The organism is Vibrio sp. 970 (assembly GCF_033339075.1).
On the sequence record NZ_JAWOTW010000008.1, the window covers coordinates 53752 to 70073 of the forward strand.

General features: G+C 44.5%; 16 protein-coding genes. 1 reads left to right on the top strand and 15 read right to left on the bottom strand.

The features are described from left to right. Positions 1 to 17 precede the first annotated feature (17 nt). From R7Q11_RS13475 to R7Q11_RS13500, 6 genes are all read right to left on the bottom strand, one after another. The gene (locus R7Q11_RS13475; RefSeq protein WP_017636110.1) at positions 18 to 656 is read right to left on the bottom strand and encodes a response regulator; all 639 of its coding nucleotides are present in this window, start codon (positions 654 to 656) and stop codon (positions 18 to 20) included. After that, positions 649 to 2004 carry a cache domain-containing protein gene (locus R7Q11_RS13480; protein WP_005376873.1) on the bottom strand — a complete coding sequence of 452 codons (1356 nt, stop codon included), beginning with the start codon at positions 2002 to 2004 and terminating at the stop codon, positions 649 to 651. Before R7Q11_RS13480 ends, R7Q11_RS13475 begins: the two co-directional genes overlap by 8 nt. 151 nt (positions 2005 to 2155) lie before the next feature. Beyond that, positions 2156 to 3442 (bottom strand): TRAP transporter large permease subunit, encoded by a 1287-nt coding sequence (locus R7Q11_RS13485; protein WP_005376871.1) that lies wholly within the window; start codon positions 3440 to 3442, stop codon positions 2156 to 2158. 12 nt (positions 3443 to 3454) lie between these two features. Continuing rightward, positions 3455 to 3994 (bottom strand): TRAP transporter small permease subunit, encoded by a 540-nt coding sequence (locus R7Q11_RS13490; protein ID WP_005376869.1) that lies wholly within the window; start codon positions 3992 to 3994, stop codon positions 3455 to 3457. A gap of 115 nt (positions 3995 to 4109) precedes the next feature. Next, positions 4110 to 5201, bottom strand: a complete 1092-nt coding sequence (locus R7Q11_RS13495; RefSeq protein ID WP_017636112.1) for a TRAP transporter substrate-binding protein — start codon at positions 5199 to 5201, stop codon at positions 4110 to 4112. A 413-nt stretch (positions 5202 to 5614) separates the two neighbouring features. Continuing rightward, the gene (locus R7Q11_RS13500) at positions 5615 to 6019 is read right to left on the bottom strand and encodes a hypothetical protein (RefSeq protein WP_005376863.1); all 405 of its coding nucleotides are present in this window, start codon (positions 6017 to 6019) and stop codon (positions 5615 to 5617) included. 273 nt (positions 6020 to 6292) lie between these two features. Between R7Q11_RS13500 and R7Q11_RS13505 the strand changes: the two genes are divergently transcribed. Next, on the top strand, positions 6293 to 6958 hold the full coding sequence (locus R7Q11_RS13505; protein ID WP_005376857.1) for a DUF2982 domain-containing protein: 666 nt from the start codon (positions 6293 to 6295) through the stop codon (positions 6956 to 6958). 18 nt (positions 6959 to 6976) lie between these two features. Here the strand turns inward: R7Q11_RS13505 and R7Q11_RS13510 are convergent, their stop codons facing one another. The 9 genes from R7Q11_RS13510 to R7Q11_RS13550 form a co-directional block, all read right to left on the bottom strand. After that, entirely contained in the window at positions 6977 to 7633 is a 657-nt protein-coding gene (locus tag R7Q11_RS13510; protein ID WP_149191754.1) for an MBL fold metallo-hydrolase, read from the bottom strand. Between the two features lie 130 nt (positions 7634 to 7763). Continuing rightward, entirely contained in the window at positions 7764 to 8312 is a 549-nt protein-coding gene (locus tag R7Q11_RS13515) for a DUF882 domain-containing protein (protein WP_017820459.1), read from the bottom strand. Between the two features lie 166 nt (positions 8313 to 8478). Further along, positions 8479 to 10020, bottom strand: coding sequence for a murein L,D-transpeptidase (locus R7Q11_RS13520; protein WP_170893455.1), 1542 nt, complete (start codon positions 10018 to 10020; stop codon positions 8479 to 8481). A 153-nt stretch (positions 10021 to 10173) separates the two neighbouring features. Further along, positions 10174 to 11256, bottom strand: coding sequence for a DUF1513 domain-containing protein (locus R7Q11_RS13525; RefSeq protein WP_213915208.1), 1083 nt, complete (start codon positions 11254 to 11256; stop codon positions 10174 to 10176). Next, the gene (locus R7Q11_RS13530; protein ID WP_064368585.1) at positions 11237 to 12274 is read right to left on the bottom strand and encodes an imelysin family protein; all 1038 of its coding nucleotides are present in this window, start codon (positions 12272 to 12274) and stop codon (positions 11237 to 11239) included. The genes R7Q11_RS13525 and R7Q11_RS13530 overlap by 20 nt, the downstream gene beginning before the upstream one ends. A 10-nt stretch (positions 12275 to 12284) precedes the next feature. After that, the gene (locus tag R7Q11_RS13535; protein ID WP_064368586.1) at positions 12285 to 13667 is read right to left on the bottom strand and encodes a di-heme oxidoredictase family protein; all 1383 of its coding nucleotides are present in this window, start codon (positions 13665 to 13667) and stop codon (positions 12285 to 12287) included. A gap of 92 nt (positions 13668 to 13759) precedes the next feature. Beyond that, entirely contained in the window at positions 13760 to 15022 is a 1263-nt protein-coding gene (locus R7Q11_RS13540; RefSeq protein ID WP_005376847.1) for an imelysin family protein, read from the bottom strand. A 174-nt stretch (positions 15023 to 15196) separates the two neighbouring features. Beyond that, positions 15197 to 15793, bottom strand: a complete 597-nt coding sequence (locus tag R7Q11_RS13545; RefSeq protein ID WP_025767283.1) for a GTP cyclohydrolase II — start codon at positions 15791 to 15793, stop codon at positions 15197 to 15199. A gap of 271 nt (positions 15794 to 16064) precedes the next feature. After that, positions 16065 to 16241: a hypothetical protein gene (locus tag R7Q11_RS13550; protein WP_225466511.1), complete on the bottom strand. Its 177-nt coding sequence runs from the start codon at positions 16239 to 16241 to the stop codon at positions 16065 to 16067. Positions 16242 to 16322: the final 81 nt, after the last annotated feature.

A 16322-nucleotide genomic window follows, 5' to 3' on the forward strand; every position in this document is an offset into this window, starting at 1 on the left:
TTGCGGGCACTACTCTCCTACTCAGTCAAGCCAGTTTCAAACGCATATTTTGCTAACTCTGCCGTCGAATGTAAGTCCAACTTGTGCTTAATGTTATGGCGATGCGTCTCTACCGTTCGATAACTAATATTGAGTAAAGTGGCGATTTTTTTGCTGCTGTTTCCTTGAGCAACTAATTTAAGTACCGCTTCTTCCCTGCGGCTGAGAGGATTCGTTTTTTGCGTGGCAGGCACCACTTCTTGGGTAAAGAGTGTTTGTGTGACGGATTCACAGAAATACGTCGAGCCTTGGTTCACCGTTTTTATTGCTTGCACCATTTTCTCGGCCGAGATTTCCTTGAGCATATATCCTACGGCACCAGCTTGCATGACCTTCATGATGTACTCGCGATTATCGTGCATGGTCAACATAAGTATTTTGCTCTCTGGGCGAGCTTCTTTAATTACACCAGTCGCTTCAATACCGTTCATTATTGGCATGCTGATATCCATCAATATGACGTCCGGTTGCAAGTGTTTTGCGACCTCTATCGCTTCCAAGCCATTACTTGCTGTACCCACCACTTCGATGTCAGACTCTAACTCCAAACGAGCCATGAAGCCATCCAATACCACTTGATGATCATCGACAATCACTACACTAATCGGTTTATCCATAAACTATTTCATCCAAATTAAGCAGCACAGTAATCTCTGTTCCCAAGCCAAGCTCACTCATTAGCTCAAATTCACCACCGATGAACTCTACACGCTCTTGCATGTTCCTTAACCCAATCCCTTGTTGGTGCACTGCATGGTTAACCACAAATCCAACCCCATCGTCACGTATGAGTAATTGCAGCATATTGCCCATTTTTTGCAAAGTAACCGTTACTTTTTTCGCTCGCGCATGTTTTTCAATGTTATTCAAAGACTCCTGAGCGACGCGATATAGCGTCGTTGCGACTTCCGAAGTCAGTTTGTGCTGCTGAGTATCGAAATTGCTCTCGATATCAATCCCGGAATGGGAATGAAAATCCTGTAGCAAGGTCGTCAGTGCTGCTTCTAAACCGATATCATCGAGGGCGCTTGGACGGAGCTGATGAGAAATATGCCGCACCTCATTTATCGCGGTGACGAGCGATCGTTGTGATTTATCTAAGTGGGATTTGAGTTTTTCGTCTTCCAGTCTATGACTCATTAAGTCTAAATGACATTTACTGGAGACTAACAACTGATTGATTCCATCATGCAGTTCTCGCGCTAAATGCTTTTTCTCATCTTCTTGGAACATCACGGTTTTATGTGCCAATTCTTTCAGGTTCTTATCAGCGAGGCGATGCTCGTGCAGATTGATCGCCAAAGTGAGAACAATGATTACAGCAACGGTCACCGCTAAGATCACGACGACTGAGAAAAATGTCGTTTCGATATTTTTGTTCACTGCCGCGCGCATATTGGCGACTTCTCGGCTTACATCCTCAATATACAGCCCAGTACCTATCATCCATTCCCACTTATCGAGCCATGCAGCGTAACTAAGCTTAGGGACGACTTCACCCGTAGATGGCTTTTGCCATAGGTACTGATGAAATCCTCCACCTGATTGCGCTTGATACAATAAAGCTTCGATTAAGCGATCGCCATTTTCGTCTTCAAGATAGAGTAAGTTTTCCCCGACAAGCTCCGGAAGAACTGGGTGTACAAGGTTGGTACCATATTTATCATAAGCAAAAAAATAGCCGTCCGACCCATAACTCAAACGATTTAAAATCGCTTTCACACGCGTTTTGGCAACACTCTCTTCTAAAGTCGGATCGTTGTAGATGTAAGAAATGGAGTCAAAAGCGACGTCGACCGTATCTTTCAGCGCCGCTTCTTTTGATTGGATCAGGTTTTGATGAAAGATCTCCACCTCCCTTTTGCCAAGGGTCTTGGTTTGATAGATAGAGATCCAGCTGATACTCGCTGACACCAATACCACGGGTATCAGTGTCAGCAGAATTAACTTTGCTTTGAGAGGCATCCCTTCCCTCCATGAAACGCTGCCTTTACAGCTTACTATCTTAGCAGTACAAACGAATCGATTGTGTCTGCATAGACATAATTAACAGCTTAACAACTTGTCTCAAAAGGTAAAAACTCTCAGTTCACAAAATCTCTTTATTATCGAGTGATTAACTCATACCGTAAAAACCTGGGAAAAACAGCAAAGACGCCAACACAACAATCTGAATCGCGATAAATGGCATCACACCTTTGTAGATATCACGCGTAGTAACCCCTGCTGGAGCGACACCTTTTAGATAGAACAAACTAAAGCCAAATGGCGGTGTGAGGAACGACGTCTGCAAGTTCATCGCAATAAGAATCGCAAACCACGTCATATTAATACCCATCAATTCAGCGACTGGCGCAATAATTGGCACGATGATAAAACAGATTTCAACGAAGTCGATAAAGAAACCTAAAATCAGAATCACCACCATGGTAATAATAAGGAATCCCCACTTTTCACCCGGCAGTTCTAACATCCACTCTTCAACTAAATAATCACCACCAGTGTAGGTAAATGCCATTGAGAAGGCGGTCGCACCAAGTAAGATCGCAAAGACCATTGCGGTTACTTTCACTGTCTCTTTTGATGCATCATAAATCATCGACCAACTAAACTGTTTATACAATAGCGATAAAATTATCGCACCTGCACCGCCCAGTGCCGCTGACTCTGTTGGTGTTGCAATCCCTGCAAAGATGGAGCCCAATACCACGATGATCAATGCTAACGGTGGCAATACAGCTTTCAGTGCGGTGAGCACTTCTTGTTTACGACTGATCGACTCATCGCGCTCTATCGCCTGTGCGGCTTGAGGGTTCAACTTCGCGTAGATGAGAATGTAGATCACATAGGCGCCAACAAGTGTAATACCGGGCCAGATCGCAGCTTGAAATAGGTCCCCTACCGGTACGCCAAGTACATCACCCAACAAGATCAACACGATAGAAGGTGGGATAATTTGGCCCAACGTGCCAGACGCACAAATAGTCCCACACGCTAAACCTTTGTCGTAATTGTACTTGAGCATCACAGGAAGAGATATTAAGCCCATCGCAACAACTGATGCGCCTACCACACCCGTTGAAGCGGCAAGCAATGCGCCAACTAACACGGTAGAAATAGCGATACCACCGCGAACGCCACCGAACAAACGCCCCATTGATTCTAGTAGCTGTTCAGCAAGCTTCGTTTTCTGTAGCACTAGCCCCATAAAAACGAACAGCGGTACGGCCATTAGCACCGTATTTTCCATAATGGACTGAATTCGATATGGCATAAAAGCAAACATCTCGATGCCTTCAGCCCAAACACCAAAAATCAGCGCGATACCACCAAAAGTAAAGGCAACGGGAAATCCCAATAGAAGCGCAAAGAGCGCAACAAAAAACATCACTATACCGATCATAATGACTTCCTTTTACGACTTACCGTTATTACCGGCATAGATGAGATGAGGGTTGACAATTTTGTTGATTGAATGAAGTAACAATCCAATACCACTCACCGCCATAAAGAAAAATGACAGCGGAATCATCGCTTTGATAATCCAACGATATGGTAAGCCACCTGGGTCACCAGACGTCTCGCCTAACGCGTAACTTTCCTTGGCGAAATCAATACCAAACCAAGCTACCAGTAGGCAAAAAGGGAATAAGAAAAATAGTGTGCCTATGATGTCGATGATGGATTGTGCTTTGTAAGATAAGCGTTCATAAAAAATGTCGACGCGAACATGGCCACCGGACTTAATTGCGTAAGGCACACCAAGCAAGAACACGGCAGAGAATAGATGCCATTCCATTTCTTGGAATGCGATAGACACATCATTAAACACGTAACGCATGACAACGTCGTACACAACGTTTGCTAACAACAAAATAAACAGGATGCTGGATAACCATCCGAGGAAATCGCTAAAGCGGTTAAATAATCGCTCAATATAAATAAGACTTCTCATTCCGAACTCCGTGGAACGTTTAGATGCGCTCCGCTATGGTGCGGAGCATTCATTATGAAGTTTTCTTGGGCTTCGATAGCAGGCTAAACCTCTCGGCATCGCCTGCTTCATAACGTTATTGTTGAGCTTGACTGTTTAAGTACGCTCGGTGCGAAATATCTGACCATGGTCGAACTTGATTCATATAGTTCGCTTGCGACTCTTGAATCTCTTTCGCCAAAGCATCTTTTTCTGCATGTTCTTTCAACAAACGATCGTTTGCTTCTCGCAACGCAGCTACTACTTCAGGTGGGAAATCTTTTACTTCAACATTTGGGTATTCAGACTTAATAGATGCCCAGTTTTTGCCGCTTTCGTGTTTCGATTGCGTGTACATATCGTAAGCGGCCGTTTTCATGGCTACTTGCAAAATCGCTTTTAGATCATCAGGTAGACGGTTCCAGGTACGCTTGTTAACGAGGAACTGAAGCTCAGTCGCTGGCTCATGCCAACCTGTGTAGTAGTAAGGCGCGATTTTGTGGAAGCCCATACGTAGATCCAGCGATGGACCAACCCATTCCAAGGCATCAATTGTGCGACGCTCTAGAGAAGTATATAGCTCACCAGGGGCGATATTCGTTGGCTTGGCACCTAACTCGGCCAAAATCTCACCAGCAAACCCTGGGATACGCATTTTCAAACCCTGTAAGTCCTCGACGGACTTGATCTCTTTTTGGAACCACCCGCCCATCTGAGTATCGGTATTACCGCCAGGGAAAGACATCAAGTTATGTGGAGAGTACACTTTTTCCATCAGCTCCATACCACCGCCGTAGTAAAACCATGCATACTGCTCAGTTGGCAACATACCGAAGGGCATAGAAGTGAAGTAAAGTGTGTTTGGAACCTTACCCTTCCAGTAATAAGACGCTGAGTGCCCCATGTCATACTGACCCGACTTAACCATATCAAACACCCCAAAAGGCGCTTTATGCTTGTTTGCGGAATCAATGCGGATTTGCAAACGTCCGTTGGACATCTCTTCCGCCATTTTGGCCATGTTTTTTGTGGTATCACCAAAAATTGGGAAATTAGGCCCCCAAGTTTCAGCAAGCTTTAAACGATAGACTTTTTCAGCAGCGTTTACAGAAGTCGCTGCGAGTGCCATCGCGGCAGCGACAGCGGTTGTTTTGAGCACTCGTTTTAAAGATTTTTGGATTAGACTCATCGTTCACGTCCTTTATCACCAAGGTTATTGTTGTCATCCATTTCATTAGGATTGGCTGTATTCGGTATAAAAGATGTAACAATGTTTTCTAATGCGAAATGGGCATGAACACGGAAGCGAGTGATTCATCAATAAGGCATTAGCCTAAGGTATTACGTACAAGTACGTAGGAAAACCGTCATGACAAAAGACTAATAATAGCAAAATCAATAAATTATATTTTTATCTATGAATAAAAATAAAAGACAATACTTACGTATTTTTCTGCCAAAAAATTTACATAGTATTTAAGAAAATGTGACAAACCACTTATTGGTAGTGTTAAAGTCAGTACTTAATGCATTATTTCCAATACCAAGATAAAAAATACCTCGGCATCGGCCGAGGTATTCAATCCAGAACGGTAGCGGTAATTAAACTGCTTTGTAGATAACTTTGTTACCTGCTAACTGCTCTTTTTGAACTAGGTTTTCTTCAAGAAGCTTCTTTAGTGCGCCAGTAGCCCATGATGCCGCTTTAGTATCTTCTTGACCTGCAGCTAGACCGATGCCTTTAGGGTTAATACCTTCAGCATTCGCCATAACGATGTCTAATACTTGTTGTTGCTTAGGAGTAAGGGCAACATCAACTGTTTTCACTGCAGCTACTTTTTTATCAGCTACTACTTTCTCCGCAACAGCTTTTTCAGCAACAGAAGGTGCTACTGCTTTTTCCGCAACAGGCTTCACTGCTTTAGGTGCTGCAGCTAAGTTTGCTACTGTCGCTTTAATGCGTTTTTGCAGTTTCATCTGCACTTTACGCTTATGAGCAAGTCTCATTGAATATTTCTCCAGTTCACTGCATCTCAGCAGGGATGAAAATTTGAAGCGCGTTTTATACCAAAATTCACAAGCAATTTGTAGGTTTTAGCGGCGAAACGCGATGAAAAATGCGCTCAAAGCATAGAACGTCTACTATTTAATCAGATATTTTATGAACGGATTTATTGAATACTGGGTATAAAAACAGAGGTTTGTTTTATTTTAAATGCAAGTCAATGCATATAAAGCTGCCCACTCATTTTTGAACAAGTATTCGATGAGGTTATAAGCATGGAAACGCTGCACCTAACAAATTCACATTTCAAACCCGACTCCCCTATCAACAGAATACTTTTGTTGCTCGTTGCACTCATCACTTTGTTTTTGGTTGCCATTTCTCCGGGATGGAAGCAAGCCATGCTGTCGGTCATTTTGATGTCTGCAATCGTTGGTTTCGCCATCTTGATGATTAAGAAAAGCCAAGTCACTTTTACGCTGACAGCTTCTCACTTTCAGCAACACCTTTTTAAAGGAGGTTGGGTCGTCCGATGGCGAAATATTGAGTCAATCGGTATTTGTAGCTACCAACAGGAAGGGTGGCACCAACCGCTACCTTGGATCGGTATTCGTCTAAAACACTACTCACCCTACTTAAATTCAATCTGCCCTCGTATAGCGACAGAAATTCTCCTCAGCCAGCGAGCACTGCTTTACTTAGGCGCGAAACAAAATCAGTGTGAAGATAAGTTTGAGGATATGGTGCTTGACCCTAAACCGTATATAAACAGAGATGGGATTGAGTACAAAGGTTTGTTAGCGATGCTCGCCAACCGGATGAAGTATCAGAGAGGCTTTTATGGCTACGATCTATTTATATCAGCAAGTGATCTAGATCGTGAGGCTGAGGATTTTGTGGGACTGACTCGGCGATACTTAGCTGCCGCCGAGCCAGAATAATGCTTAGTACACGCACTTTTAGTAAAGCGGCATCTCGTCAGCAACGAACGGGTTAGTTTTACGCTCGTGACCGAAAGTCGATTGAGGGCCGTGACCAGGGACAAACGTGACATCATTGCCTAAAGGCCACAATTTCTCTTTGATAGAACTAATCAACGTATTGAAATCACCTTGTGGGAAGTCAGTTCGACCAATGCTACCGTTAAACAAAACGTCACCCACAAACGCTAAACGCGCTTCTTCACTGTAAAGCACAACGTGACCAGGTGTATGACCAGGTGTGTGGAATACATTCAGCACTTGATTACCAAAAGTGACAGTGTCACCCTCATTTAGCCATTGGTGCGGTTCAAACGCTTCTGTCAGCGGGAAACCAAACATTTGGCTCTGACCTTCCAAACCTTGCAACCAGAAGTTATCTGCCTTGTGAGGGCCAACAATCTCTGTACCGCCAAGCAGTGCAGACAGCGGCTCCGTGCCACCTACGTGGTCCAAGTGACCGTGTGTTAGCACTAGGTTTACCACGTCAACACCCAGCTCTTTGATAAGCATAACGAGCTGCTTTTCATCGCCGCCTGGGTCAACCACAATACCTTTCATGGTTTCGTCACACCAGACAATAGAACAGTTTTGAGAGAAAGATGTTACTGGAACAACTTGGTATTTCAGAGCCATAGATAACCTATACCGAATAAATTTGCGTGAAAACTGCCGCAACTATGACACTAAGGCCTAGCGACTTCAAGCTTTGTACCATGGGTAATAGGCGACGTTCTGAGACGAGGAACCCTGTCTCAACTTGGCACTACCAAGAACGAACAGCACCCGTATCGATATGAACAAAGTTACTGCGTGGATAATAACCCACACCACCGGCTTTTAGGCTTAATGCAGCATCACGAACCGTTGAAAGCTTCACGCCGTCTAAACGAAAATCAATGGCCTTTCCTTCCATGTGCATGCTCTTTTTCGCTACACGAGAAGACCCGTTGCGCAGCGAGGCGTTAGTGGCAGGAGAACGGTAACCTGAAATGACGATCACCTCTGCTTCTGTACCAATTAACTTTTGAATTTGACTTATTTGATCGAACAAGCGTCTATCCATGGGATGAACCTCATTTCGTCGATGGTCTCGACAAAACTCATTCAGCCTTTGAAGTTCATCATTAATGTATCGTTTTCCATCGAAATAGCATGTTTCGAGGATCTCTCCAGTATTAAGATTGTTCATCGCCAGTGCACGTGGCTCGTCAGGGAGTGAAGCCCAAGAAAATGATGGCAGGGCAGACGCCAACACCACACCACCAGCGGTCATTTTAAGGAAATCTCGGCGGGAAAAGTTACGACTTACCATTTCAAAATACAGTGCTCAACAACTAGACAAGTCGTGGACATTAACCAAACACATTTGTCACGTCAAATGCATAAAACGCTCCATCTTGATTTTCAGATGCAGTAATTATTGCTTAATTATTGAACGAAAAGAGAATTCTTCGTTTTGTAAATTTTCCTTAAAGATTTCAACTGCGGTGATCGTACTTATAGATATCATCACGGTAGTAAAGCGTTCCCTCTTCCAACCATGCTGTTTGATAAATGATGTGTACTTGAATGCGCTCTCCCAAAGGAACTGACGTGTTAGACCGACGAGAACTTTCTCGCTTTTTCGCTAAACGTTCTTCCAACCCCTGAGTTTTGAACAGAAGTTCTGCTAACTGGTCTGCATGTTCTACACGAACACATCCTGAGCTGAATGCGCGTCTGTCCTGTTCAAACAAGTTCTTACTTGGCGTGTCATGCAAATAAATAGCTTGTGGGTTAGGCATATTGAACTTGTACAATCCCAGTGCATTTTGTAAGCCCGACGCCTGTCGCATACGATAAGGAAATGTTCTCGGATTCACTGTTGCCCAATTGATGGTTGTAGGGTCAATAATTTCGTTCGAAGTCCAAGACCGAATGATTTGAATGTTATGGTTAATCAAATACATCGGATTACGTTTTACTTTAGGAATAATGTCTTTAACCATGATAGTCCAAGGCACGTTCCAAGTTGGGTTGAGAATAACTGAATCCAGTGCTACCGACATGATGGGCGTTTTTCTTGATGCTCTCCCTACCACGACTTTAGACTCAAACAAGGGTTGACCGTCATGCCAATACGTGACTTCGTATCCAGGCACGTTAACAAAGACAACATTATCCCTTTCTTTCGACCAAATTCTTGAACGCTCAGAATTCAACGCCAACAGATGCAATCGCTCTTGAGGAGAAAAGTTGATCCATCGAATGGTATTCGGGCCGATAACGCCATCTTCTTTCAAACCATGAATACGCTGGAACTCTTTTATCGCAAGCTCTAATTGTTCGTCATATTCTTCAGTGACTAAATCCAAGTAAGAAACATCTACGCCTACGATCTCCATTCGCTCAATCAACAGGGGTCTGTTTTCTAATGTATCGCCAACACGTGCTAGCCCAGTTTGTTGATAGGCCGGATATTGGTACTGAGAATGTTCCGATAGCGAAGAATAGGCGGAGTAGAAAGCATCATCTGTTTGTAGTGGAGACCGGAGACTTGCCAAAAACTGACCAAGTTTGCCAACCGTAATCTCATTACTCAGAACCGATAAAGTATCGATGCTAGGAGCGGGTAACGTAACATGGGCTTTGTCTGTAAATAGCCAATTAATCCCTTCTTCGGGGAGTTGCTCAAGATAACTAAGGTACATCAAGAGTGAATCTGTCATCACTAAATCGAAGTCGAGATTATCTCCCTGCCACCTTACTTGGTTTATCCGGTGAAGTTGATTTTCGAATTCGTCGGTGACATCCGCAAGTGCAACCAGGTTTACTTGAAAAAGAAACTGCTCAATATCACTTTCATTTTCCCAGTTCAAACGGTAATTGGTGCTTTGATACAGTTGATCAATCACCTCTGGATAATGGATCATTTTTTCTACAGACAGCTTTTGTACCGCTCCCTCTTGCTCGACTTGCGCTGAAGCTTCGAGAGAAACGACGGTGGAAAAGCTGCAAAACGGCACCAGAAGTGCCGTCATGATTAAAACCCTAGCAAACACTGAAATGATCCTTGCGCTACTTGCCATAATAAAAAGTATGGCAAATATCTCACAGCTTGCAGGTTTAAAATTAAGAATCTGATGCCGAAAACGACAACAAAACTCTCTATAAGTAATTACTCAATGATCTTTCTAGATAATTCTCGACCAATGGTTATCCCATTGCACACCGCTTGCGAAGGTATTTTTTGACTCTTCAGGCCTTTGCTCTACCACTTTTCCCGCTCCAGAACTGACTCGGAATTCATCACCGTAGATCACAACACCAGAGGCGTCTGGTAACGCACTTAACTCGACCAATTTGCCCGTAGATTTAGACCATATACCATAACAACTGCCCGGAGGCGAAGTGGCTAAGATCCATTCATCGGTTGCTGCAATACTCGCAACGTAGTGATTGAAACGCGCCCACTCTTCAGGCTCAGCTTGAAGATCTTGCATTTCACCACCACGCGTGTGCATGGCGATCAAGGCTGGATACTCGTCCGGCTCACCACGATATTGCTGACCACAAAGCACGGTTTCCGCACCATCATGGGCTAAGTGGCGAATACTCAACTTATGATCCGGTAAAGACACTTGATCCAACAGCTCACCTTCTTGTGAAAGGTAACTCAGGCTGGGTCTCATGCTATCAAGATTGAGAGGTTCACGGCCGTTGGTGTGTACGCCACCGACGCCAATCGCTAATGCGCCATCAGGCATCATGATCACTTCATGAGGGCCAAGGCCAAAACCCGTTAACTCATCAATCTTTTGATATTGCTTCTGCACATCATAAACACCAATGATCCCGCGGCTTGTCCCCCTCTCCCCTTCTGTGGCAAATAGCAACGTGCCATCATGGGAGTAAACACCATGTCCATAAAAATGACGATTTGGCGTTGCTAGTTGCAGTTTGATCATCTGCTCTGAGCGATAATCAAACACCATGAAGAAAGTACCAGGTCGACGACCAAAAACTACGGCGTGGCCTTGTTGGTTTGTTGCCACACCGTGACCACGCTCAGGAATCGGCAATGAAGATAGCGGCATACCATGCTCATCCGCCACCACCGCTGCATATTTATCTCGGCCAATGATAGAGCAGCCGATCAACGCAGGCTCACGTGAGCTTGTTGAAGCACAACCAAATGGCATCATAGGTATAGCCGCCCCGAATAGAGCGGCTTTCAGCAAAGTTCGGCGGGTTTGATCAGTCACCATCGGTTGCATTAAATCCTATAACTACGCCAAGCTCGATCGCCACTTCTTCGTGAATCAGGTACTTCAATTGCTCTAGCTTATTGTATTGAGAGAGCACCATGCGATAGCCTTCTTTTGTTTGTAGTGCAGCAAACAAGCTCTTATCTTCTGGCCAAGTTTCTAACGCCATTTCAAACTGATGAACAACACGGTCTGCGAGATCTGCATGGCCTTGCTCTCTTAATAACGCATCTAAACCATTTCCGTTAGCAAAGTACAACGCTTCCATCCCTTGAAGGTTGGCTTTTAGGTTTGAAAGCGAAGTTTCTGAACGCCATGACTCTGAGAAATACGGGCGAGGCTTACCAATCTTCGCTAGCGGTCGGCTCAACTTCTTCATGCTGTATTCAAGCTGATTCGAGAGCAGTGAAATGTACTCAGACTCCCATTCCGTCATCTCTAGCGATTTCCAAGGGTTCTCTGCCCAAGAATCCGCGATGATCTGCGCTTTGTTATCGAGGTTTTCTGCAATCGCTACGCCTGTCACACAAGTATTGCTGTTGCTAGATAAGGTCGACGCTTTATCGTAAAGCAGCCATTCCAGAGCCCCTAAACCTTGCACGGTGACACTTTGGGTGGAGATATCTTCTGCACTCCAAGCTTGGTCAGATTTCGTCAATATAGACATTTTACGACCAGTAGTGTTCTTTTTATCTGGCCAAAACTGAACATTCCAGCTTTGCTCCAATGCCGTAGCAGGGCCACGTTCTTGACCTTGTAATGCCATCCACGCAAGCATAGTTTGATGCCACTGCTGTTTTACTTGTGCATCATCTTTCGACTCTGATGCGCAGTAATCCGCGAAGCGCTGTTCAAGTTCTGTGGTTTGCGCTAAAAACGTCTGAGCTGATTGAAACTCGACCTCGTACACGCTTTGAGAAATATGACTTGTACTCTCAGGCTTGGCAGAGCTCGAACCGATGGTCGATTGGCAACCAACCAAACTTAACGTTGCGGCAATCGCACTCACTAATAGTGTTTTTTTCATGGTTGCTTCCTTATAGAGAATTCAGAAACGCAATCAATGCGTCACGTTCTTTTTTGTTCAGTGCTAAGACGTTTTGTTTCGCCGTTTCAGCTTCGCCGCCGTGCCACAACACCGCTTCCATCAGGTTACGAGCGCGGCCATCATGTAGAAAGTAAGTGTGTCCGTTTACTTCTTCGGTATAACCAATGCCCCATAGCGGTGCTGTTCGCCACTCGCGGCCGTTTGCTTGATATTCCGGACGGTTATCGGCTAAGCCTTCACCCATGTCATGCAAAAGCATGTCGGTGTATGGGTGGATAAGCTGCTCAGAAAGCGCTGGTAACTCTGGTCGTTTCGCCGTTTTAACACTGGTCTTGTGGCAGCTTTCACAGCCAGACGCAGCAAAGATTTGCTGACCAAGTTTCACGTTAGGGCCATTGACATTACGGCGAATAGGTACAGCTAAGTGCTGGCTGTAAAACTCTACGAAGTCGAGAATATTTTCACTCACTTCTGGTTTGCCGCCATTTGGCATGTCGTCACAAATGCTTTGTTTCGAGGTACAGTTTTCATTTGGGAATAAATGGCTCGTAAGACCCACATCACCATTAAATGCTGCTGCATTTTGCTGCATTAGCGTCGGTTGTCCTGCTTTCCAGCCAAAACGACCAATCGAGAAGTCGTCCTTCTCAATATCCCACACCTTATTGACTTTGCCTGAGATACCGTCTTTGTCGGCATCTTGTTCATCAGCCCAAGCAAGTAGCGTTTCGTCGGGAATACTCTCTAACAAACCAAGGCCGATCATTGGCGGTGCCACGCGTGCTGAGAACTCGGTATCAGGGTGCATATCGCCGTAACCCAGATCGGTAATGTTCAAATGAGGTTTTCTTAGCGTCACCGTCGTACCGTCTTTAAATTTCACTGGAACATCGGTGTAAGTGATTTCGATTTTGCCTTCTGGCGTTTGATCTTGCAGGGCGAAATCTTGAAGCTGGCCACCATAAGTCGGCTCAGGTATGCCGCCATCTTTGATGTAAGCTTTCTTTTGTTCTGGCGTCATCGCAGGAATGCTTAAGCGCACTAACATAGACACTGCATGTAAATCATCTTTCTCTGGCGGATGACCACGACCGTCTTTGATGTGACAATTCTGACAACCATTGGTGTTAAAAAGCGGGCCTAAGCCATCACGAGCGTCTGTTGACGCTGGCGCTTGTACCCAAGGGTTGCGGAAAAAGCTGTTACCGACGCTAAAATCGAGGCGTTTGCTCATTGGCAAGTTAGCAGCAGGAAGAGAATAGGCATTCGCGCCGTCTTTTTTAACACTGGTTTTGCCACCAGACTTAACATCATAAGCCATGGCAGAAGAAGAAAGGATCGCGGCTAGCGCAGAAATTAGGTATGGCTTCATATCATTGCTCTACATAGACAACAAGGGTGATAACAACGAGCTCAAACGTCAAAAGGGCTCACAAAGAGCCCTTATTTATTATGGTTTTCTTATTAAAACTCGTGGTCAGCAGTATCAGGGCTTAGGCTGTCGATGCCGACAATGCTTGCCGCGCGCTCAATCGCTCCGGTTTGTGCTACCAACGACATGATGGTGTCGTTTACTAGCGCGTTGCCTTGTGCGTTACCCGCTGCAATAAGTTGGTCAAAGTGCTGGTTGTTCTTCTCTGCAGAAGTCACTAGCTCACCAACTTGGCTACGTGTTGTATCAAACTGCTTTTGAATTTCGGTCGCTGCTTTCTTGTCTTTTTGAGCAACAAGGTCAGCGATACTTGGACCAGATAGCTCTTTGCCGTTTACACCTTTGTATGTACCTGTGTAAACGTTGTAGATGCCTTGCTCATTGTAGTAGTGGGAGTTGTGCGTGTTGTCTGAGAAACAATCGTGCTCGTCTTCTGTTGAGTTCGCTTCCAGTGCTACCTTCATGCGCTCACCCGCTAGCTCACCTAGAGAAAGAGAACCCATGCCGAATAGCATCTTACGTAGACCATTGTCTGCTGAGTCGTTCAGTAGCTCTTCACGGTAGTTACCTTTCACTTCAGCAGACCACTGCTTTTCCATCCACTCAAGGTCTTGAACCAGTAGATCAGCGGCTGCTTTTAGGTACTCTCCACGACGATCACAATGGCCATTCGTACACTCAGAACCCACAACGAAATCAGTGTAAGCGCGTTGACCTGCACCCGCGTTAGTGCCGTTTAGGTCTTGACCCCAAAGCAAGAATTCAATCGCGTGGTAACCTGATGCAACGTTTGCCTCAGAACCGCCTACTTCGTTTAGATCCGCTAGCAATTCTGGAGTGATTTTTGAAACGTCCAGTTTAGAAGCACCGATCTGTAGGCTAGTGTTCGCGATGATGTTGGCAGCAGCGCCCTCGTTACCCAATTCGTATTGGTAATCAGCCGCTACGTAGTCAATCAAACCTTCATCAAGTGGCCATGCGTTCAGCTGACCTTCCCAATCATCAACAATCGCGTTACCAAAACGGAAAACTTCAGACTGTTGGTAAGGCACGCGAGAATCTAGCCAAGCTTGTTTTACTTCTTCAAGCTTTTTCGCTGATGGTGATTGTAGAAATTCGTCGATTTTCACATCAAGCGCTTTCGCTGTTGTTACTGAATCAGCAAATACAGCATGGGCAACGTCCGCGTAATGTTCGACTACTTGTTGTTTAGTTACTGTGGCAGCAACGGTAGAACCACTGGCAATGAGGAGTGATGCAGCAATAGATTGGACTAAAACTTTTTTTGCATTCATCTGAAGCATCCTTGTTGAGCTTTTCAATTATCGTATTGGTAGTGCTAATTATTCTTATTTGCACTTTAGTCTCGAGATAATACAAATTTACAATTTATTTGCAACTCCAGATACAAAAAAACCTCATAAAAATGAGGTTTTTCACAGACTTTATTGTCAGTTTTATCTTTAGGATTAAACCTTTAGGTCATGTTTTCCGTGAGAGACTTTTGCCTTCAGATAATTTTCGTTGCCATCTTTGATATGTGCAGAGGTATTGACAACCTCGCCAATTTCAATTCCGTACTCAGATAACTCACGAATTTTCTTAGGGTTGTTCGTCACGAGGCGGATCTTATTCACGCCTAAAGCTTCTAGCATTTGTGCTGCTTCTGTGAAATCACGCAGGTCATCATCAAAGCCCAAATGGTTGTTAGCTTCGTACGTGTTCATGCCCTGGCTTTGTAAGCGGTATGCATCGATCTTATTGTACAAACCAATACCACGACCTTCCTGACGGAGATACAAGATGATACCACCGGACTCGCCCATGCGATTGATCGTCTCTTCTAGTTGCTCACCACAGTCACAGCGTGAAGAGTGGAACACATCGCCTGTCAAACACTCAGAGTGCATACGAACTAAAGGCATGTCCTGAGTTTGGTCCGCTTGTTTAAAGATAATAGCAACATGCTCTTTGTCTGTCTTCAGACCATGGAAAGACAGAATTTCGGCATCAATGTTACTTTTTGCCCCGACTTTAAAATCTACTCTGGCACGTACTTCCGCCATATCTATACTCACTCGATTTATTGCTTGATGCGCTTGATGCGTTTTCGTTATTGCATTCATGGGATTTACTCGTTGCTCTTCAACTATGGGGACTGATACCGCATTTTGCAATATAGAGATCACAATTGAGGGCAGTTATCCACTCAAGACAGCAAAAGAGAACCACTCTCCAACTGAACAATTGTTATATTATAACAATTTAAAAAAACTACAATAAAAAACCCCAGACAAATTTTATCTGGGGTTTCAAGAAGGTCGTTTGGTCTATCTTTTAATGGGTCTGACTGCGCTTCCAAACGGCGAGTTCAATCCAAACTGCTTCGAGTTCTTGGATTTCCTCGTCGGTCAACACGGCGAGCGTTGAAGTAACTTGAGGCAGGTTCGGTGATTGAAATGCACGAATCTGCGAATAGAAGTCTTTTTTAAGTTGTAATATAACTGAATCCACTGCGTGCACCTATTTCGTTCTTTTATTACTTATCCAGCTCAAAATTTTTATTTTCTTTATACTGGAAACTTCATAAATTCG

What these genes read in the sequence shown, in the direction of transcription:
- R7Q11_RS13475 (WP_017636110.1), bottom strand. Translation starts at nt 656, where the DNA reads ATGGATAAACCGATTAGTGTAGTGATTGTCGATGATCATCAAGTGGTA.
- R7Q11_RS13480 (WP_005376873.1), bottom strand. Translation starts at nt 2,004, where the DNA reads ATGCCTCTCAAAGCAAAGTTAATTCTGCTGACACTGATACCCGTGGTA.
- R7Q11_RS13485 (WP_005376871.1), bottom strand. Translation starts at nt 3,442, where the DNA reads ATGATCGGTATAGTGATGTTTTTTGTTGCGCTCTTTGCGCTTCTATTG.
- R7Q11_RS13490 (WP_005376869.1), bottom strand. Translation starts at nt 3,994, where the DNA reads ATGAGAAGTCTTATTTATATTGAGCGATTATTTAACCGCTTTAGCGAT.
- R7Q11_RS13495 (WP_017636112.1), bottom strand. Translation starts at nt 5,201, where the DNA reads ATGAGTCTAATCCAAAAATCTTTAAAACGAGTGCTCAAAACAACCGCT.
- R7Q11_RS13500 (WP_005376863.1), bottom strand. Translation starts at nt 6,019, where the DNA reads ATGAGACTTGCTCATAAGCGTAAAGTGCAGATGAAACTGCAAAAACGC.
- R7Q11_RS13505 (WP_005376857.1), top strand. Translation starts at nt 6,293, where the DNA reads ATGGAAACGCTGCACCTAACAAATTCACATTTCAAACCCGACTCCCCT.
- R7Q11_RS13510 (WP_149191754.1), bottom strand. Translation starts at nt 7,633, where the DNA reads ATGGCTCTGAAATACCAAGTTGTTCCAGTAACATCTTTCTCTCAAAAC.
- R7Q11_RS13515 (WP_017820459.1), bottom strand. Translation starts at nt 8,312, where the DNA reads ATGGTAAGTCGTAACTTTTCCCGCCGAGATTTCCTTAAAATGACCGCT.
- R7Q11_RS13520 (WP_170893455.1), bottom strand. Translation starts at nt 10,020, where the DNA reads ATGACGGCACTTCTGGTGCCGTTTTGCAGCTTTTCCACCGTCGTTTCT.
- R7Q11_RS13525 (WP_213915208.1), bottom strand. Translation starts at nt 11,256, where the DNA reads ATGCAACCGATGGTGACTGATCAAACCCGCCGAACTTTGCTGAAAGCC.
- R7Q11_RS13530 (WP_064368585.1), bottom strand. Translation starts at nt 12,274, where the DNA reads ATGAAAAAAACACTATTAGTGAGTGCGATTGCCGCAACGTTAAGTTTG.
- R7Q11_RS13535 (WP_064368586.1), bottom strand. Translation starts at nt 13,667, where the DNA reads ATGAAGCCATACCTAATTTCTGCGCTAGCCGCGATCCTTTCTTCTTCT.
- R7Q11_RS13540 (WP_005376847.1), bottom strand. Translation starts at nt 15,022, where the DNA reads ATGAATGCAAAAAAAGTTTTAGTCCAATCTATTGCTGCATCACTCCTC.
- R7Q11_RS13545 (WP_025767283.1), bottom strand. Translation starts at nt 15,793, where the DNA reads ATGGCGGAAGTACGTGCCAGAGTAGATTTTAAAGTCGGGGCAAAAAGT.